Genomic DNA, 17,739 nt, shown 5'->3' with positions numbered 1-17,739 from the left:
GGGCGGGTGCCTGTCTGGTGTCCAGGTTGCGGGGAAATCGAGTGAACCGCGAGGGAGCCGACCGCGTCTCACCAAGCGGGTGCGCGCCTCCGGTCCGGCCGCGCCCTGGAGGAGCCACGCCCTGGAGGATGCGTGCACGAGGAATCGGTGGGCGTGTTGCGGGAGGCCCTGGAGTGGCGGCTCGCGCCGCTCCGCTGGCGGGCGGTCGCGGCGGCGGTCGAGCGCATGGACGGGGCCGCCGACCCGGCCACGGCCCTGGGCCACCTCGAACTGGCCGGGCACATGCGGATCGTCACCCGCGTCGAGGCCGACGCCGACGGCCAGGCCGAGTTCGTCGAGATGCCCGCAGAGCTGCGCGAACGGGTCAACGAGCTGATCCATCGGCTGGCGGGCCCGCATGGCGACGGCTGAGTTCGGCCGTCAGGGACTGGTCGTCCACGTCTTCGTCGCCCGCTCGGGACCGCAGGCCGACGAGCACGCCCGCCGCCTGGACGACCTGTGGGCCGCGCTCGGCTCCACACTCGGCATGACCGTGCTGCCGCAGGGCGCGACGCCGCTGCGGGAGGCACCGGACGAGCCGCTCAGGCAGGCCGTGGTGTCACTGCGGGAAGCGCCGGGGGAACCGCTCAGGCAGGCCGTACTGCGTGATGTGCATGATCTGCGTTGCCTGAGCGTCGCGCTGACCGGTGGGGCGTGGCGGGAGCTCGCCGAGGCGTGGGAGGGGTGTGCGGGGGAACTGGGCTGGGCGCTGGGCGAGTGCCGTCTGTTCGTCGGGCACCAGCGCGGGCAGCCCACGCGGGAGCTGACCGGCGCCGTCATGTCCGCCCTGCCGGGCGGCGAACGCGCGTACCGCTTCACCCGGGTGGGGCGTTTCGCCCTCTGGGAGGCCGGCCTGCACGACGGCGACACGAGGCGCATGCGCGTCTTCGGAGTGCTCGCGCCCCTCGAACGCGAACGCGACCTGGACGCGTGGCTGTGGTCGTCGGGCGACACGCGCCTGCCGCCCCTGGCCCGCTCGCTCATGCACGCGGCGAAGATCCGCCACCAGCTCCGCGTCCACGACGAGGGACGTGCCTTCCGCGAGGCCAGGCAGCGGGTCGACGACCAGGCCGCCCAGGTGCTCGCGGCGATGGCCGACGACCGGCTGCTGGCCGCCTACCAGGAGCTGACCAGCCGCCAGACCGCCTCGGCCGGGCTCATCTGGACCATGACCAGACTGCGCGAGATGGCGCGCACGGTGGAGATCGCCCGGCACAACATGCGCGACACGCCGCTCGCCGACGACCTCGCCCTGGCCGACTGGTTCCTGCTGCGCCTCGCCGACGACCTCGCCTACGCCGAGGCGGCCAGGGAGCGGGCCAGGGAGATCGGCGCGATCACCGACCTGGTGATCAGGGAACGGCTGCAGGCACGCACCGAGGCGTCCGAGCGGCGCTGGGGCCGGTTCGGCGTGCTGGAGACGGCCGTCATCGGCACGCTGCTGATGATGCTGGCCGCCGTGCAGTCCCTCGACTACAAGGTGCCCGTCAGCGACGCGGCCAAGCCGTACGTCGTCTCGGCGCTGGGAACGGCCGCCTTCCTGCTGGCCGTGTTCGGACTCGTCAGATGGCGGAGGAAGCGATGAACCCGCTGGAGCAGATCGACCGCTACCAGGAGACCGGCGACCTGAAGGACCTTGAGGAGGGCGTCAAAGGCCTGCGCCGCCTGGTCGCACGCGAGGGCACACCCCAGCTGTTCAGCAGTCTGGGCAACGCGCTGAGCATGCGCCACGACGCCTTCAGCCGCCCGGACGACCTTCAGGAGGCCATCGCCTGGCACCGCAAGGCCGTGGCCGCACTCGAAGGGCGGGAGGAACTGGCCGAGGCGCAGGCCCAGCTCGCCCCGCTGCTGTGGCATCACGGCGGGCGCGAGGAGGCCCGCGCCCTGTTCGAGGCGGCGCTGCGCGGCACGCTGGAGGACCGTGCGCTGGTGCTGACCAACTACGGGTGGGCGCTGCACACGGCGGTCGCGCTGGCCGAGACGGCCGATCGGGCCGATCTGCTGCGCGGGCTCGCCGTACTGAAGCAGGCCGTCGAGGCCACCGACCCCGGCACCGATCGTCACACCTGGCGGCTGGCCCGCTATGCCAGCGCCCTGTTCATCGAGGCCGGCGAGCCCGAGCGCAGGGCGGAGCTGAACGCCGTGCTTGACGTCATCCGCCGCCGCTACCCCGCGGCCTCCGAGCCGGTCAAACGCCAGGTCCAGATTCTGGTCGGCGCGTTGCTCGCCGCGGGCGAGGTGCCGGAGATCCCGCCGGAGGCCTTCGACCTCATCCGGGACCTGCCCAAGGACGCCCTGTCGGCGCTGGGCACCGGCCGGGAGGGCGAGGCCAGGCTGCTGGCCATGAACGCCGCCCTCCTGATCGAGGACGTGCGCCGCTCGGGCCAGGTGGGCCGGGCCGACGAGGCGGTGGAGATGTTCCGGCAGGCCGTCGCCGCGCTCCCGGCCGACTCGCCAGGCCTGGCGGAGATCGTCGGCGGGCTCGGCGCCGTCCTGGGCCTGCGCATGGAGATGGCCGGAACCACCGACGACCTCGACGAGATGATCGGCAGCCTGCGCCGCTCGTCCACCCTGGCCAGGCCGGGCAGCCCCGTCTACGGCATGGTGCACTCCGACCTCGGCAACGCCCTGACCCTGAAGTACCGGCTCGGCGGCGGCAGGCCCGCCCTGAACAGTGCGATCGCCGCATACAAGCGGGCCATCGCGCTGGCTCCCGAGCATCCCGAGGTGGCCAGGGCGATCACGGGGCTCGGGGCCGCGTACTTCTACCGCTACGAGCTGACCGGACGGCCCGCCGATCTGGACGACGCCATCACCCATCACCAGGACGCCGTCGGCCGCAGCGCGCCCGGCGACTCCGGGCACGGCATCTTCCTGTTCAATCTCGGCTCGGCGTTGCAGGCCCGCTACGAGGCGACGCATCGCGCCGAGGACACCGAGGCCGCGGCGGCGGCGCTGCGTGGCGCGATCGGCCACGCGCTGGACGGCAGTCCGCATCGGCCCAGCTATCTGACCGCCCTGGGGCAGGTCCTGGCCACCAGGTACCGGGTCACGGGGCAGACGGGGGCGCTGACCGAGGCCGTGCGGCACCACCGCGAGGCCGCCGAGACCATCGATGCGGGCAACCTCCATCGGCTGCTCGTGCTGAACGGCCTGGGCACCGTCCTGGGACTGAGCGACGCCGACCCCGCCGAGATCATCGAGCTGTTCCGGACCGTCAGGGCGGGAGCCAGGGCGGGATCCGTCTTCCACCGCAACGCCACCGTCAACCTCGCCGGGGCCCTGCTCATGCGTGCCATGACCGACCTGGACCCCACGCACCGGATGGCACGCCTGCTCAGGGACCTGTTCACCGAGCGCCCGAGCGGAAGGAGCATCCTCGGCCTCCACGGCGAACGCCACACCTCGCCCGGTGAGCGTCCCGAGCTCGACGAGGCCGTCGACCTGCTCACCACGGCGGTCAAGGCCCGGCTGCCCGGCACCTCCAGCGTCTACGCCCAGCTGGGCCAGACCCTGCGCCTGCGCTACCGGCTGACCGGCGAGCGGAAGGCGCTCAAGCGCGCTCTGCGCACGATGCGCAACGCCGTCGCCGACAGCTCCGCCGACGGCGCCAGCCGATCGGTCGCCCTGTTCTACCTCGCCGAGACGCTGCGCGACCAGGCGGAGCTCGACGACGACGAACGCCTGCGCGAGGAGAGCCTGCTGAGATACCGGCAGGCCGCCGACGAGGAGTCGGTGTCGGCGAGCTGGCGGGCGACGGTCGGCAGGCGCTGGGGCGAGTTCGCGATGGAGACGAACGCACCCGCCGAAGCCGTCGCCGGGTACCGCGTGGCGGTGGCCGCCCTGGACGAGGCGGCCTGGCGCGGTCTCGGCCGCCCCGACCAGGAACGCGTGCTCCAGGAGTACGAGGGGCTCGCGCGCGACGCCGCCGCGGCGGCCGTCCAGGCAGGCGACCCGGCCACCGCGCTCACCCTGCTCGAACAGGGACGCGGCGTCCTGCTCGGCCAGGCGATGGACAGCCACGGCTCGCTCGACGACCTGCGCGCGGCGGCCCCTGAGCTGGCCGACCGGCTGGCGGAGATCCACCACGCCCAGGAGGCCGCCGAGCGGCTGGACCTGTCCGAGGGCCCCGACGCCCCGCACCGCCTGGACGAGCGGCCGGTCCTGGCCAGGCGCCGCCGCGACGTGCTCGCCGAGATCAGGGCGCTCGCCGGGTTCCAGGACTTCCTGCGGCCCCCGGGCATCGGCGACCTGCTCGCCGCGGCCGTCGACGGCCCGATCGCGGTCCTGAACATCAGCCGCCACCGGTGCGACGCGCTGCTGGTCACGACGGACGGCGTCGAGGCGCTCCCCCTGGCCCTGACCGCCGAGCAGGCGCAGGCGCACGCCGACGCCTTCGCACGCGCCCTGCACACCCACGACCTGGACGGTGTCCAGGAGTGCCTGGATCGGCAGTGGTCGCTGCTCACCGGTCCCGTGCTCGACGCGCTGCCGCCCTCGCGCCGGATGTGGTGGTGCCCGACCGGCCCGCTCACCCTGCTGCCGCTGCATGTCGCAGGTGACGCGCTCGACCGGGTCATCTCCAGCTACACCCCCACGCTCCGGGCGCTGATCACCGCACGTGAGCGGGTCCGGGGTGGTGTGGGCGAGCGGCGGCTGACCCTGGTCGGCGTTGCGGGCGATCCGCCGCTGAAGGGCGTCGGCGACGAGGTCCTGGCGGTCGCCGGGCGCTTCCCCGACGTCGTCGAACTCCGTGACGGCAATGCCACCCACGACCGTGTGCTGGCCGCCCTGACCGAGAACGCGTGGGCGCATCTGGCCTGCCACGCGGTCCAGGAGATCGCCGACCCGGCGCAGGCGAGACTCCTGCTGCACGACGGCCCCCTGCTGGTACGGGAGCTGGCCGCCCAGCGGCTGGAGGCGGCCGAGCTGGCCTTTCTCAGCGGCTGTGAGACCTCACGCGGCGGGACGGTCCTGGCCGACGAGGCGATCAGCATCGCCGCGACGCTTCAGCTCGCGGGCTTCCCGCACGTCATCGGCACCTTGTGGCCGATCAGCGACCGGCACGCCCCCGCCGTCGCCGCCGAGTTCTACACCGTGCTCACCGCCGGTGGAACCTGGCTGCCCGATCCTTCGGCCGCCGCCACGGCACTGCACCTGGCCGTGCTGTCGCTTCGCGCGCGTCGGCCGGACTTCCCGATCTTCTGGGCTCCGTATCTGCACGTCGGCCCCTGAGGCCTTCGCCGCGTGCCCGCCCGTTTCGCCTGTCCGCCCGTCAGCGTCGAGGGGCTGACGGGCGATGTGACGGCGGTGAGCCGGAGTCCGGCTGGAGGAGCGTGATGGACGGGGGGCGACCACGTGACCGCGGTGGGCTGTGCTGGGCCTGCCGTACTGGATGGGTTCGCAGGCGAGGGTCAGCGGTTGGCGGCTTCGCGGGCGCGGCGGGCTTCGCGGCGCTCGACGAAGCGGACGGCGGTCTTCTCGGTGTTGGACAGGAAGGTGGCGAGTTCGTCGCGGGCCTTCTCGCCCTCCTCGTCCAGGCCGGTCTTGTCGAAGACGGCCCACTGGCGCAGGACGGGCATGAGGACGTCGTCCAGATGCAGGCGCAGGTCGTAGATGCCGGCATGGGCGATGATCATGGCCTTGCGGGTGAAGCCCTCGATGCCGGTGCCGGGCATCTGGAACGTCGTCACGACGTCGGTGACCGCGCGCATCGTCTGGTTCGGGTCGAGCTCGAACGCCTCGTTGAGCAGGTTGCGGTAGAAGAGCATGTGCAGGTTCTCGTCGGCGGCGATGCGGGCCAGCAGGCGCTCGCAGTGCGGGTCGAGCGAGGCCTTGCCGGTGTTGCGGTGGGAGATGCGGGTGGCGAGCTCCTGGAAGGACACATACGCCAGGGAGTGCAGCACGCCGTCGTAGGAGTTGGTGAAGCCCTCGCCCATGTGCACCATGCGGGCGCGCTCCAGCGCCACCGGGTCGACCGCGCGCGTCACGGTGAGGTAGTCGCGCAGCGCGATGCCGTGCCTGCCTTCCTCGGCCGTCCACCTGTGCACCCATTCGCCCCACGCCGCGTCGCGCCCGAACGTGGTGGCGATCTCGTGGTGGTAGCTGGGCAGGTTGTCCTCGGTGAGGAGGTTGACGATCAGCGAGATCCGCGCCTCCTCGGGCAGCGTCGCCTCGCTCTCCGACCACGGCTCGCCGCCGAAGAAGGGCTCGAAGTCGCGGCCGCGGCTCCACGGGACGTACTCGTGCGGGAACCACTCCTTGGCCACGGCGATGTGCCGGTTCAACTCACCGGCGACGACGGGCTCGAGCTCGTGCAGCAGTTGGGTCTGGGTCATCCTCATGGCAAATTCCCCTCAAAGGCTACGCAACCGTAGGTTACGCTACCGAAGGTAGATTACAGCCTCTCAACCGGCTCCGCGTCCCATCACCGGCACCGCCCCTGCCAGCGACGATGTGACCCTAGCCGATGCCGGAGTCCGACAGGATGGGGTCCATGCAGCCAAGCGTCCGAGGCCTTCTGCTCGATCACGACGAGCGCCTGATCGTGTTCCGCCGCACGGTTCCGGGCAGGCAGAGGTACTGGTCGATCCCCGGCGGCCATGTCGAGCCCGAGGACGCCACCCTCGAAGACACCCTGCACCGCGAACTCCTCGAAGAACTCGGCGCCACCGTCGACGCCGTCACCCCGCTGACCGTCCTGCACTGCCCCAGGCCCGAAGGCGTCAAGATCCAGCACGTGTACGGCTGCCGCCTGCTCACGATGGACGAACGCCTGAGGAGCGGCCCCGAGTTCGACGACCCGGCCAAGGGCCTGTACGAGGTCGAACGCCTCCCGCTCGAACCCGGCGAGATCCGCGCACGCGCCCTGGTCCCGCCCGAACTCGGCGACTACCTGCTCCAGCACATCGCCACCCTTCCCACCCTGATCGCCCCCTGACCCGTCGAGCAAGATCCAGACTGCGACGGACCACAGCCGAGTACGGCGAACGCCCCTTCGGCCAAGGGCGGATAGCGAATCGGCCAACGGCAGGAGAGGCACAGGCCAGGAGATCAGCACCCGCCGGTTCCGAGACGCGAATCACTGCCGTGATGTGTCAGCGACCTGGGCATATCTCACGAGAAAGATCCAGTCGCATGCCCTGTCCTGGGATGCGGCTTGTCGATATTCGGGGGATATTCATGAAACAAGGACGCTTCCTGTCGTCCTGGTCCGCGCGAACGACGCTGGCAGGCGCTCTCGCCGCCGGTGTCGTCGCCGCCGGATTCATCGCGACGGCTCCCGCCGCCTCTGCCGGAACGCTGGTCGACGAGACCTTCGCCAAAGCCGCGCTCACCAACCCTTCGGTGTGGAAGGCGGCCAGCCCCACGGGCGGCCACGACCGGCCGTGCCTGACCGCGGCCTCGGTCCAGGTGGCGCTGCCGGGGATCGGCGCGTGTCTGCAGGGCCAGGCCGACCAGCCGGGCGAAGGCGTGCTGCGCCTGACCGACGCCTCGAAGTACAACGCCGGAGCCCTCCTGCTGAACCGGGCGATTCCCACCGACCGCGGTCTGACGTTCGAGTTCGACACCTACCAGTGGGGCGGCACCAGCCACACCGACAAGTCGGGCACCCGCTGGGCCGACGGCATCTCCTTCTATCTCGTCGACGGCGCGCAGAACGACATCACGCCCGGCGAGGTCGGCGGCGCGCTCGGGTACAAGGGCCTGAAGGGCGCCTTCGTCGGCGTCGGCTTCGACACCTACGGCAACTTCTCCAACTTCGTCGGCGGCACCGGCGGCCCCGGCCTGCGTCCCGAGTCCGTCGTCGTACGCGGCTCGGAGTCGACCGGCTACGGATACATCGAGGGCAAGAGCCTCAACGTCAAGGGCGGCCAGGAGCTCGGCGCGGCCAAGCGTTCATCGGCCAAGCGGCACGTCGTGGTCGACATCACGCCCAAGCGCCTGATGAACGTCTTCATCAGGTTCGCCGACGGCGAGCCGCTCGTCCCCATGGTCGAGGGCCTCGACCTGACCAAGCTGCCCAAGCAGGCGCCGCTGCCCGACACCATCAAGGTCGGCTGGGCCGCCTCCTCCGGCCTGGCCACGGACTACCACGAGATCAGCGGCTTCAAGGCGCGCACGCTCGACGCCGACGCCGCACTCGCCATCTCCAACGACGGCCCCTGGCAGGCGGGCACGACGGGCTCCTACACGCTCGACGTCTCCGCCGGTGCGCAGGCCGGGCATATCGACGACCCGCTGAAGCTGGAGTTCGAGGTGCCCGCCGGGCTGACGCCGAGCGGCGCCGCCGGTGACGGCTGGACCTGCGCGGTGCAGGGCCAGAAGGTCACCTGTGACCGCCCCGCCGGTGCCGTCGCGCCCGGCAAGCACGCGCCGCCGGTCAAGGTCGACGTCGCCGTGGCCAAGGACGCCGCCGGAACGCTCACCGCGACCGGCACGGTCACCCAGGTGTCGACGGTCTCGGGCGGCATCGAGGTCGAGCCCGAGAACAACACCGCCACCAGCGCGGCCGACGTCACCCCTCCCCCGCTGCCCGGCCCCGACCTGAGCCAGACGATCGGCGGTGACACCACGCTGGTCCCCGGCACGTCCGGCACGGTCACGGTGACGACCGTGAACGCCGAGGGCTCCGGCCCGACGACCGGCCCGATCACCTCGACCTACACCGTGCCCGACGCCCTGCAGATCACCGGCGCCGGCGGCGACGGCTGGACCTGCACCGTGCTCGGCCAGACCGTCACCTGCACCCGCACCGACCCCCTGCCCGGCGGCCAGTCCGCACCTCCGATCACGATCGGCGTCACCCTGCCCGCCGACGCGCCCGCCGGAGCGCTGACCGCCACCGCCACGGTCGACACGACCGGCGACACCGACCCGACCAACAACACCACCATCGGCACCATCGGCGTCAGCGCCCCCGACGGGCAACTGTCGGTCAAACTCACCTCCACGCCCAGCCCGTACACACCCGGCAAGCCGTTCACCTATCTGCTCACCGTCGCCAACACCGGCACCACCGACGTCAGCGGCGCCAAGCTGACCGCCGACTGGCCCATGCCGTGGGAGCGCGTCAAGTGGACCTGCACCAGCACCGGCGGCGCCTGCCCGGCCGCGAGCGGCGTCGGTGACCTCGACCAGCTCATCGCCCTCAGCGCCGGAGGCACGATGACCTTCAAGATCACCTGCCTCATGCCCAAGCACGCCGCCGACGCCTACACCGCCACCGCCACCCTCCAGGCCAACGGCACCAACTGCACCCAGGCCTGCCAGGCGAGCGACACCAACGCGCTCGCCCTGCGCACGCCGTAGTACGTAGGAGCAGGTGAAGGGCGCTGCGGCTCCGCCTTGACGGGCGGGGGCGCGGCGCCCTTCGTATGTGGGGGGCGTGTGGGGGGCTCCCGGTGCTTATGGACGGCGGTCGCGCATTTCCCACAGGTGGTCCAGGACGTGCCAGGTGATGCGGCGGCGGGCGTAGCGGGCCGGCCAGCCCTTCTCCACGACGGGGCTTCCGTCGGACGCCTGAGACAGCACGGCGGCGACGGCCTCGCGCCAGGCGGTGACGTCCTTGAGGCCCTTGACGCCGACCTTGCGGACATACGCGCGTTCGGCCTCGTGCACATGAGCGATCATCCTGTCGCGGTCGCGCCCGCCGCCGCGCGGGCCCTTGCGCAGGTCGGCGGGCGAGTCGGCCGATGCCTCGTCGAACAGCTCCCACGCCGCCCGCATCAGTGCCGTCTCGCGCCCGGCCGTGGTCGTGTCGCAGGGGGTGGCGTCGTAGGCGGCGATGGCGCCGATGGCCCCGAAATCGGTGGTCGCGTCGCCCTTGAGGCGTTCGGTGACGACCGGGTCCTTCGGGGCGAACGTCATCCCGGCCCGGTCGGCCACCTCCCGGTAGCGGGACTCGTAGGCCGCCAGAGCCTCGATCGCCTGCTCCTCGCTCTTGCCCGAACGGCACCAGCCGGGCCACTCCAGCGAACAGGCGAACACCCTACGCGCCCCGGCCTCCAGGTAAATGTCGGTCATGACGCCCCACCCTGGCATGCATACCTGTCACCTTCCGACAGGAACACGGCCCTCAGATGAGGTCGATGAGATCGGCGACCGACTCGACCACGAGGGAGGGCCTGAACGGATACCGGTCGATCTGGTCGCGCTGCATCACGCCGGTCAGGACCAGGATGGTGTAGAGGCCGGCCTCCATGCCGGAGACGATGTCGGTGTCCATCCGGTCGCCGATCATCGCGGTGCTCTCGCTGTGGCCGCCGACGGCGTTGAGCGCGCTGCGCATCATCATCGGGTTCGGCTTGCCGACGAAGTACGGCTCGACGCCGGTCGCCTTGGTGATCATCGCGGCCACGGCGCCGCACGCGGGCAGCGAACCCTCGTTCGAGGGGCCGACCGGGTCCGGGTTGGTGGCGATGAAACGCGCGCCGCCCTCGATCAGGCGAATGGCCCTGGTGATCTGCGTGAAGCTGTAGGTACGTGTCTCGCCGAGCACGACGTAGTCGGGAGCGGTGTCGGTCAGGACGTACCCGGCCTCGTGCAGGGCGGTGGTCAGCCCGGCCTCGCCGATCACGTACGCCGAACCGCCGGGCCGCTGGTCCTCCAGGAACTGCGCCGTGGCCAGCGCCGAGGTCCAGATCGACTCCGGTGGCACGTCAAGGCCCGCCGTACGGAGTCTGGCGGCCAGGTCGCGGCGGGTGTAGATGGAGTTGTTCGTCAGCACCCTGAAGCGCTTGCCCGATTCGCCCAGTCGTTTGACGAACTCGTCGGCGCCCGGCACGGGGCTGCCCTCGTGAACGAGGACGCCGTCCATATCGGAAAGCCAGCATTCAATAGGCTTGCGCTCAGTCACCGTCTCATCCTACAAAGCCCCGCTTGCCGGGCCCGTACCGGAGACATGAACAATGTCCACATGTCTCTCCTTGAATCCGCTCAGGACATGCGGGACGAACTCGTCCGCCTTCGTCACTCGCTGCACCAGACTCCGGAGATCGGGCTGCACCTGCCCGTGACACAGGAAAAAGTGCTGCAGGCCCTTGACGGGCTTCCCTTGGAGATCACCACAGGCCGTTCGCTGAGCTCGGTCACCGCGGTGCTGCGCGGCGGTCGGCCAGGCCCCGCCGTACTGCTGCGTGGCGACATGGACGCGCTGCCCGTCACCGAGCGCAACGACCTGTCGTTCATCTCGCAGGAGCAGGGCCGTATGCACGCCTGCGGGCACGACCTGCACACGGCGATGCTGGCCGGCGCCGCCCACCTGCTGTCGGCGCGCAGGGACGAGCTGGCCGGTGACGTGATCTTCATGTTCCAGCCGGGCGAGGAGGGATACGAAGGCGCCAAGTACATGATCGACGAGGGTGTCCTCGACGCCGCCGGGCAGCGGCCCGTGGCGGCGTACGGGATGCACGTGGTGTCGGCGATGGTGCCAGGCGGCACGTTCTTCTCGCGCAGCGGGCCGGTCCTGGCCGCGGCCGACACCTTCACGGTCACCGTCAAGGGCCGCGGCGGCCACGGCTCCTCGCCGCACCGCGCGCTCGACCCGATCCCGTCGGCCTGCGAGATGGTCACGGCGCTGCAGACGTTCGTGACGCGCTCGTTCGACGTGTTCGACCCGGTCGTCATCACCGTCGGCACCTTCCACTCGGGCACCGCCGACAACATCATCCCCGACGACGCCCACTTCGAGGCCACGATCCGCACGTTCAGCAAGGACACCAGGGCCAAGGTCAAGCAGCGCGTCGTGCAACTCGTCGAAGGCATCGCCGCCGCACACGGCCTCGAGGTCGAGACCGGCTTCGGCACGGGCTACCCCGTCACCTACAACAACGCGGACGAAACCGGCTTCGCAGGCAAGGCCATCGACGACCTCTTCGAAACCGGCCGCTACTTCGTCGCCCCGAACCCCGTCACCGGCGCCGAGGACTTCTCCTACGTCCTGGAGGAAATCCCCGGCGCCTTCGTCTTCCTCGGCGCCTGCCCCCCCGACCGCGACCCCGCCTCCGCGCCCTACAACCACTCCCCGGAGGCCCAGTTCACCGACTCCGTCCTGCCGGACGGCGCAGCCCTGTACGCGTCGCTGGCCACCACCCGCCTGGCCGCCGGGTAGCACCCTTGTTCGCCCGTGCAGGTGCTACTGCCTGCACGGGCGGATGGTGGCTTCACGGGCTCGCGCCGGGGCGGGCTTGCCTGTACAAGCCTGCTTGCCCTTACGGCTGGCGCCAGGGCCCGGCCACTGTGGGTCGCGTGGCTGGGGGCTGTCCATCACGCATACGCGGGCACGACTTCGGCGGGGCGCCGTTACGTCGCCTCGTCGAGGGTGTCCGTGGTTGGTACGGCGTGTCCGTGGCTGGGGGCGTGGGGTGGGGTGCTTTGGCTGTCGCCATGCGAGGCGCTACCTCGTAAGAACGTCGCTGGGCACGTTGTGGCCTACCAGGACGCCATGACGCAGAGCCTCGCTGTGCACAGCGACAGACGCCGAACGTCATGGCATAGCTGTACGCAGAGACGGCATGCCGGGCGTCACAATGCAGGACACCTATCTTCAAAGCGCCCTTGTGCAGAGCACCTCTATCCAGAACATCCGTATGCACGCCACGACCCCTCCGATTCGCGAATCGTCGGCGCAGTCGCCGGTCTGCCATAGCCCCTCGCAATGCGGGCCAGCTTCTCCCGCACCCGATCAGACCGATCAGACCGATCATGCTGATCGGCCGACGCCTCCACGCCAAGAGAAATCCCAGCACTACCACGCCACCCGTTCTCCCGGGTGAGTAGATCCTCGGCGCTCCACGCAGCCCCTGCCTTCCGAGACGCTCATGTCCGGCTGCCCGCCTTCCGAGGTGGGCAGCCGGACATCATCGTGACGCGGGAACGAACGGATATCCGGCGTGTGGTTCATGCCACCGCCGGGCCGTCTCGCCTCGGCTGGGCCGGTTGTGTGAGGAGCGCGGCTCCTCATGTGTGAGGGCGGTCTTGCTCAGTTCTCGTAGATGGGTGTCATGCCTGGCCAGATGACGGAGGCGGTTCCGAAGTCCTGGAAGAGCAGCCAGGCCGCGCTGCCGATCGTGATGTTGCCGGTGACCGTGCCGACCGCGATGGTCTGCGACAGGTTGGGGGCGTTCAGCTGGAAGACAGGGCCGCCGCTGTCACCGCCCTGGGGGCCGACGCCCTTCGCCGAGATCAGGTCCACATACGTCTCCACGTTTCCGTAGATGTCGTAGACGTTGGAAAGCCTGGTGAAACGGCCGTCCACCGTCATGCCGCACACCGCGCCCGACGTGCTCCCCGAATAGCACAGCGACTGCCCGCCGAACGCCCACGCCCAGCCCACGACCGGCTTGACGAAGTCGTTGACGCCCGGCCTGCCGTCCCAGACGCGGCCGCGCATGTCGGCGCCGATCAGCATCAGATCGAGATCCGCCCGCTCGTGGGCGACCCTGCCGATCTCCTCTCCGGTCGAGTCGGTGAACTTGTCGTCGGGCGCGCCGCAGTGGCCCGCCGTCAGCAGGTACTCGCGTCCGGCCCATGTCACGCCGTACCCGCCTGTGCAGTGATATCTGCGGTTGCCGTTCCCGCCGCAGGGCAGGCCGTTGTTCCTGCCCATGGCGTTCTCGTTGCGGATGGCCAGGCCGCCGAACCACGGCGAGCTGTCGTCGCAGCGCACGGCGTTCGGCTTCATGTCCGGCAGCGTGACGAGTTCGACGGGCACTCCCACGTCGGGAAGCGTCTGCCGGCCGAACGCGGCCTGGCCCGGTCGCGCGGACGCGATCACCCGGCTGCCGTCGAACGGGATCTTGATGGCGTTCAGCCGGTTGGTACGGCCCGGCCCTTCGGCTGACCAGAGCCGGTCCCCGGCCGCTCTCAGCTCGGCTTCGGAATGGGCGGAGATCCTGCGCTCGGCGGGGGCGTTCGTGGTGGCCGTGTTCCTGATGGCTGTGCTCACCGCGCGGGGAAGGCGGCCCTTCCACCACACCAGGACACGATCGGTGGCGAGTTCGATGCCCGCGAAGCCGGACTTGTCGCCTCTTTCGATGACTTCGCGGATGGACTGTGCTGCCTTGACCAGTGGCGCCTGGCGCGCCGGCAGGGCGGGCTGAGCGCCGGGAGGAGTACTGGTCACGGGGGAAGGCAGGTCGGGCGAGGCCGACGCAGGCGCTCCGGTGAGGAGGGCCAGTACGGCGACCGCGGTGAAGGCGGCGAGGCCGCGGGACAGACGTAAGGCAGCAGACATGGGCACCTTCGCTGGAGGAGGGGGAAGACGCCCCAATGGGCGCCTGCCGCACAGAGGACCACCGTTCCCGCGCTGCCTCAACAGCCCGGATGGTCGATCGACCAGACTCCGGCCAAACGCCGACCACGCCCGGCTCCGAGCCTCCTGGATCACCTCGCCACCGGGGCGACGCTCGACAGGGTCACCTGCTCTCCCCCGCTGGAATCCGTCCGGCGAGTTGCGGCGGTGGCATGTGAGTACCGGCGACGGCATGGCGGGATTCCCTGCCCGCAGTGCCGGACCAAGCGGTCAGCGCTTCGTGCAGGTACGTGGCCCAGCGTTCGTTCTCATGTCACGCAAGGGCGCCCCGAGGCTGGGCGACATGCGTCAACGCCTGCCGCCCAGCCGGGAGCCGTGTGCCCAACCCCAAGCTCACAGATCCGCCACGGCCCTCAGGTTCTCGCCGTCCAGGCGGAAGAGGATCAGGTCGCTCTCCGGCTTCGCGCCCAAGGAGGAGTAGAAGTCCATGGCCTTGATGTTGTCGTCGAGGACGTGCCATTCCATGCGGGCGTAGCCGCGTTCGGCGCAGATGCCGGCCAGGGTGCGGAACAGGGCCTTGCCGTGGCCGCCTCCCCTCACTTCGGGGCGGAGGTAGATGTCCTCCAGGAAGAGGCCGCGCGTTCCGGTCCAGGTGGAGAAGTTCACGTACCACAGGGCGAACCCGACCACCGAGCCGTCCTCGGCCTCGACCACATGACAGGAGGCAAGGGCTTCGGGGCCGAACAGGATGTCGTGGATCTGGGCATCCGTGACTTCGGCATCATCGGAATGCCCCACATGATTGGCCAGATCGTAGACAAGTCCGACAAGGGTGGATACGTCCTGAGGACGAGCAAGCCTGATCATGCCTCCGAGCCTAGTTCGCCCTACTGTCACCCCTCTGCCCAGGGAGGCACTGGTGTCCGGGGCCGCACTGGTGTCCGGGGAGGCACTTACATCCAGGATGGTGCTCGCGTCCAGGACATGAGTGCACGCGGTGCGCCGCCAGGCGAAGGCCCCTACCAAGCACGTCCACCCCGCCCGGACGCCCACCCGCACCCCCGTCCCGGTCTACGCTGAAGTGATGCGAGCTGTGATCGATGGGCGTGTCGTCCGTGACGGTGTCAGCGCGGAGCCGGGCCTGGCCGCCGACATCTCCCTGGGCGTCGCCAGCCGGTACGGGCACTTCACCGCCATGCAGGCCAGATCCGGCCGGGTACGCGGACTGCGTGTGCACCTGGACCGGCTGAGCGCAGCGCATGCCGAGCTCTACGACGAGGCGCTGCCTGACGACCTCGTCCTGGATTCCCTGCGCCCGGCCGTACTCGGGCAGGATGCGGTGTCCGTGCGGGTCAATCTGGTCGAAGGGCCGCATGTGCTGGTGACGACGGGGCCTCCGGCCTATGCGGCGACCGACGCGCGGCGGCTGATGACGGTCGTGCACGGACGGTACCTGCCGCACGTCAAGCACGGCGGCGGCTTCGCCCAGGTGCACCTGGGCAGGCGGGCCAGGCAGGCGGGGTTCGACGACGCGCTGTTCGTGGCCGACGACGGGACGATCTCCGAGGCGACGATCGCCAACCTCGGGTGCTGGTCGCCGGGCGGCGGGCTGGTGTGGCCGGACGCGCCGATGTTGCGCGGGAGCACGATGACGCTGCTGTCGGCGGCGGCCGGCGCGGCGGGGCTGCCGGTCTCGCGCCGGGCGTTGAAGACGTCCGACCTGGGCGCGTATGCCGTGGTGTTCGTGTGCAACTCGCACGGCGTCTCACCGGTCGAGATGGTGGACTCCACGCCGGTCGACGTCGAGCCCGTCGCGCTCGCCGCCCTGCTGGGGTACTACGAGTCGATCCCCTGGGACACCGTCTGAGCCGCGATCAACCGGCGCAACTCCTCGGCCGCCTGTACGCCTGACACCGGCGCGGCCCCGCCGATCACCAGCGACGGTACTCCCGTCACCCCAAGGCGTGCCGCCCTGCGCTCGTCGGCGCGTACGGCATCGGCGTAGGACCGTCCGCCGAGCGTCTCGCGCACGTCCTCGGCCGTGAGCCCGGCCGCCACGCCGATGCCCAGGAGCACGTCATGGTCGGCCACGTCGAGCGCCTCGGCGTGGTAGGCGTGCAGCAGGGCCTCGGCCATGGGGTCGCCCAGGCCGTGGGAGGCGGCCAGGTGGATCAGGCGGTGGGCGTCGAAGGTGTTCACCGGGCGCGAGGCGGTCAGGTCGATGGTGAGGCCGTCGGCCGCCGCGATGGCGTGGATGCGGGCGACCCTGGCCTCGGCCTGCTCGCCGTACCAGGAGCGCATCTCCTCGGCGGCGGTGGGGCCGGGCGTGCGGGAGGCGTCGGGGGCCAGTTCCAGGCTGCGCCAGACGACGTGGACGCGTTCGCGTTCGGCGGGGGGCAGTCCGGACAGGGCGGCGCCGAGACGACGCCTCCCGATGTAGCACCAAGGGCACAGAACGTCGGCGAATACCTCGATCTCCATGGCCGCCATCCTGCAACCTCAACTCCGATTCAGGTCAACCACCGCCCCGCCGCTCACCTTCGAGGCGCCAGCGCCTCCAGGGCCTCCTCGGCGCGGCGCATGGCCTCGTGCGGCTCCGCCTGGACGATCTCCGGATCGAAGTTCAGGTCGTGGAAGACGTCCGTCACGCCCTTGGCGGCCAGCATGTCGACATCGCTCAGGATCTCCTCGTACGACCCGCTGAGCGGCCGGCGCCCGGCCTCACCGCCAGGACGTACTTTCGTCACCCCGCGACTCACGAACCGCAACGCAGACGCGTCCCGCCCGGCGGCCTCGGCCGACGCCTTTACAATGTAGATCTGCTTGTCGATCGTCGTCAGATCGGTCGCGCTGGCGCTCACCCAGCCGTCGGCCAGGCGTCCGGCCCGGCGCAGCGCCACCTCGGCCGAACCGCCGAGCAGCAGCGGCGGCGCCGGGTCCGGCTTGGGGTCCATGTGGGAGGCGGGCACGCCGTAGAACTCGCCCGTGTGCTCGACGACCTCCTCGCCCCAGCAGGCCCGCAGGAGCGAGACGTACTCCTCGCCCCGGCGCCCACGCCCGGCGAAGTCCACGCCGGACGCCTCGAACTCGGCGGGCAACCAGCCGAGCCCGAGCCCGGCGACCAGCCGTCCTTCCGACAACGTCTGCAGTGTGGCCAGGCGCTTGGCCAGCACGACAGGCTGCTCGAACACATTGACCACCGCCACGCCGAGCCCGATCCGCGAGGTGACCCCGGCCAGGTACGACAGGGCCACCAGGGGGTCGTGCACCTGCCGGTACACCGGGCCCATCGCATGCCCCACGGGATACAGCAGCCGCTGGAACGTCCACAGACCGTCGTACCCGAGCTCCTCGGCCCGCTGGGCGACCCGGCGGATGTTGGCGGGCGTCGCCCACGGCCCGGACAGCGGAACACCGAATCCAATCCTCATGACAACTCACCCTAA

Annotated in this window: 14 protein-coding genes; 7 read left to right on the top strand and 7 right to left on the bottom strand. The window is 70.7% G+C overall.

Annotation, left to right across the window (positions count from 1 at the left end; translation table 11 throughout):
- Positions 1–132: 132 nt before the first annotated feature.
- The 3 genes from ACTWNK_RS17340 to ACTWNK_RS17330 are packed head-to-tail and all read left to right on the top strand — an operon-like array spanning position 133 to position 5,274.
- Complete coding sequence (locus ACTWNK_RS17340) at positions 133–411, top strand: CATRA system-associated protein (protein ID WP_474305020.1); 279 nt, start codon at positions 133–135, stop codon at positions 409–411.
- Positions 398–1,624 (top strand): CATRA conflict system CASPASE/TPR repeat-associated protein, encoded by a 1,227-nt coding sequence (locus ACTWNK_RS17335; protein ID WP_474305019.1) that lies wholly within the window; start codon positions 398–400, stop codon positions 1,622–1,624. The genes ACTWNK_RS17340 and ACTWNK_RS17335 overlap by 14 nt, the downstream gene beginning before the upstream one ends.
- A complete protein-coding gene (locus ACTWNK_RS17330) occupies positions 1,606–5,274 on the top strand; it encodes a CHAT domain-containing protein (RefSeq protein WP_474305018.1) in 3,669 nt (1,222 codons plus the stop codon). The genes ACTWNK_RS17335 and ACTWNK_RS17330 overlap by 19 nt, the downstream gene beginning before the upstream one ends.
- 179 nt (positions 5,275–5,453) lie before the next feature.
- Here the strand turns inward: ACTWNK_RS17330 and ACTWNK_RS17325 are convergent, their stop codons facing one another.
- Positions 5,454–6,383 carry an acyl-ACP desaturase gene (locus ACTWNK_RS17325; protein ID WP_474305017.1) on the bottom strand — a complete coding sequence of 310 codons (930 nt, stop codon included), beginning with the start codon at positions 6,381–6,383 and terminating at the stop codon, positions 5,454–5,456.
- A 152-nt stretch (positions 6,384–6,535) separates the two neighbouring features.
- Here ACTWNK_RS17325 and ACTWNK_RS17320 point away from each other — a divergent pair, with 152 nt between their 5' ends.
- A complete protein-coding gene (locus ACTWNK_RS17320; protein ID WP_474305016.1) occupies positions 6,536–6,979 on the top strand; it encodes an NUDIX domain-containing protein in 444 nt (147 codons plus the stop codon).
- A 242-nt stretch (positions 6,980–7,221) separates the two neighbouring features.
- A complete protein-coding gene (locus tag ACTWNK_RS17315; RefSeq protein WP_474305015.1) occupies positions 7,222–9,351 on the top strand; it encodes a hypothetical protein in 2,130 nt (709 codons plus the stop codon).
- Between the two features lie 96 nt (positions 9,352–9,447).
- Here ACTWNK_RS17315 and ACTWNK_RS17310 read toward each other — a convergent pair whose 3' ends face one another.
- Together ACTWNK_RS17310 and ACTWNK_RS17305 are read right to left on the bottom strand one after the other, a co-directional pair.
- A complete protein-coding gene (locus ACTWNK_RS17310) occupies positions 9,448–10,065 on the bottom strand; it encodes a hypothetical protein (protein ID WP_474305014.1) in 618 nt (205 codons plus the stop codon).
- A gap of 52 nt (positions 10,066–10,117) precedes the next feature.
- Complete coding sequence (locus ACTWNK_RS17305; protein WP_474305013.1) at positions 10,118–10,858, bottom strand: HAD-IIA family hydrolase; 741 nt, start codon at positions 10,856–10,858, stop codon at positions 10,118–10,120.
- A gap of 99 nt (positions 10,859–10,957) precedes the next feature.
- Between ACTWNK_RS17305 and ACTWNK_RS17300 the strand changes: the two genes are divergently transcribed.
- Positions 10,958–12,151: a M20 metallopeptidase family protein gene (locus tag ACTWNK_RS17300; protein ID WP_474305012.1), complete on the top strand. Its 1,194-nt coding sequence runs from the start codon at positions 10,958–10,960 to the stop codon at positions 12,149–12,151.
- An 870-nt stretch (positions 12,152–13,021) separates the two neighbouring features.
- Here ACTWNK_RS17300 and ACTWNK_RS17295 read toward each other — a convergent pair.
- Both ACTWNK_RS17295 and ACTWNK_RS17290 read right to left on the bottom strand, forming a co-directional pair.
- Positions 13,022–14,275, bottom strand: a complete 1,254-nt coding sequence (locus ACTWNK_RS17295; RefSeq protein WP_474305011.1) for a chymotrypsin family serine protease — start codon at positions 14,273–14,275, stop codon at positions 13,022–13,024.
- Between the two features lie 411 nt (positions 14,276–14,686).
- Positions 14,687–15,160, bottom strand: coding sequence for an N-acetyltransferase family protein (locus ACTWNK_RS17290; RefSeq protein WP_474305010.1), 474 nt, complete (start codon positions 15,158–15,160; stop codon positions 14,687–14,689).
- A gap of 217 nt (positions 15,161–15,377) precedes the next feature.
- On the opposite strand from ACTWNK_RS17290, the gene ACTWNK_RS17285 reads away from it, so the two are divergent.
- Positions 15,378–16,160, top strand: coding sequence for an aminotransferase class IV (locus ACTWNK_RS17285; RefSeq protein ID WP_474305009.1), 783 nt, complete (start codon positions 15,378–15,380; stop codon positions 16,158–16,160).
- On the opposite strand, the gene ACTWNK_RS17280 is transcribed toward ACTWNK_RS17285, so the two are convergent.
- Both ACTWNK_RS17280 and ACTWNK_RS17275 read right to left on the bottom strand, forming a co-directional pair.
- Positions 16,130–16,774: a DsbA family oxidoreductase gene (locus ACTWNK_RS17280; protein ID WP_474305008.1), complete on the bottom strand. Its 645-nt coding sequence runs from the start codon at positions 16,772–16,774 to the stop codon at positions 16,130–16,132. The genes ACTWNK_RS17285 and ACTWNK_RS17280 overlap by 31 nt on opposite strands.
- Positions 16,775–16,827: 53 nt before the next feature.
- Positions 16,828–17,724, bottom strand: coding sequence for a TIGR03619 family F420-dependent LLM class oxidoreductase (locus tag ACTWNK_RS17275; RefSeq protein ID WP_474305007.1), 897 nt, complete (start codon positions 17,722–17,724; stop codon positions 16,828–16,830).
- Positions 17,725–17,739 lie beyond the last annotated feature (15 nt).

It is taken from the genome of Nonomuraea sp. IBHARD001 (assembly GCF_056106265.1).
The sequence above is the reverse complement of the archived record's forward strand: the minus strand, read 5'-3'. Positions and strand labels throughout refer to the sequence as shown.

Bases quoted from the DNA above. Each gene is read 5' to 3' on its own strand.
- ACTWNK_RS17335 (WP_474305019.1), top strand. From the start codon at position 398: ATGGCGACGGCTGAGTTCGGCCGTCAGGGACTGGTCGTCCACGTCTTC.
- ACTWNK_RS17330 (WP_474305018.1), top strand. From the start codon at position 1,606: ATGGCGGAGGAAGCGATGAACCCGCTGGAGCAGATCGACCGCTACCAG.
- ACTWNK_RS17325 (WP_474305017.1), bottom strand. From the start codon at position 6,383: ATGAGGATGACCCAGACCCAACTGCTGCACGAGCTCGAGCCCGTCGTC.
- ACTWNK_RS17320 (WP_474305016.1), top strand. From the start codon at position 6,536: ATGCAGCCAAGCGTCCGAGGCCTTCTGCTCGATCACGACGAGCGCCTG.
- ACTWNK_RS17315 (WP_474305015.1), top strand. From the start codon at position 7,222: ATGAAACAAGGACGCTTCCTGTCGTCCTGGTCCGCGCGAACGACGCTG.
- ACTWNK_RS17310 (WP_474305014.1), bottom strand. From the start codon at position 10,065: ATGACCGACATTTACCTGGAGGCCGGGGCGCGTAGGGTGTTCGCCTGT.
- ACTWNK_RS17305 (WP_474305013.1), bottom strand. From the start codon at position 10,858: ATGGACGGCGTCCTCGTTCACGAGGGCAGCCCCGTGCCGGGCGCCGAC.
- ACTWNK_RS17300 (WP_474305012.1), top strand. From the start codon at position 10,958: ATGTCTCTCCTTGAATCCGCTCAGGACATGCGGGACGAACTCGTCCGC.
- ACTWNK_RS17295 (WP_474305011.1), bottom strand. From the start codon at position 14,275: ATGTCTGCTGCCTTACGTCTGTCCCGCGGCCTCGCCGCCTTCACCGCG.
- ACTWNK_RS17290 (WP_474305010.1), bottom strand. From the start codon at position 15,160: ATGATCAGGCTTGCTCGTCCTCAGGACGTATCCACCCTTGTCGGACTT.
- ACTWNK_RS17285 (WP_474305009.1), top strand. From the start codon at position 15,378: ATGCGAGCTGTGATCGATGGGCGTGTCGTCCGTGACGGTGTCAGCGCG.
- ACTWNK_RS17280 (WP_474305008.1), bottom strand. From the start codon at position 16,774: ATGGAGATCGAGGTATTCGCCGACGTTCTGTGCCCTTGGTGCTACATC.
- ACTWNK_RS17275 (WP_474305007.1), bottom strand. From the start codon at position 17,724: ATGAGGATTGGATTCGGTGTTCCGCTGTCCGGGCCGTGGGCGACGCCC.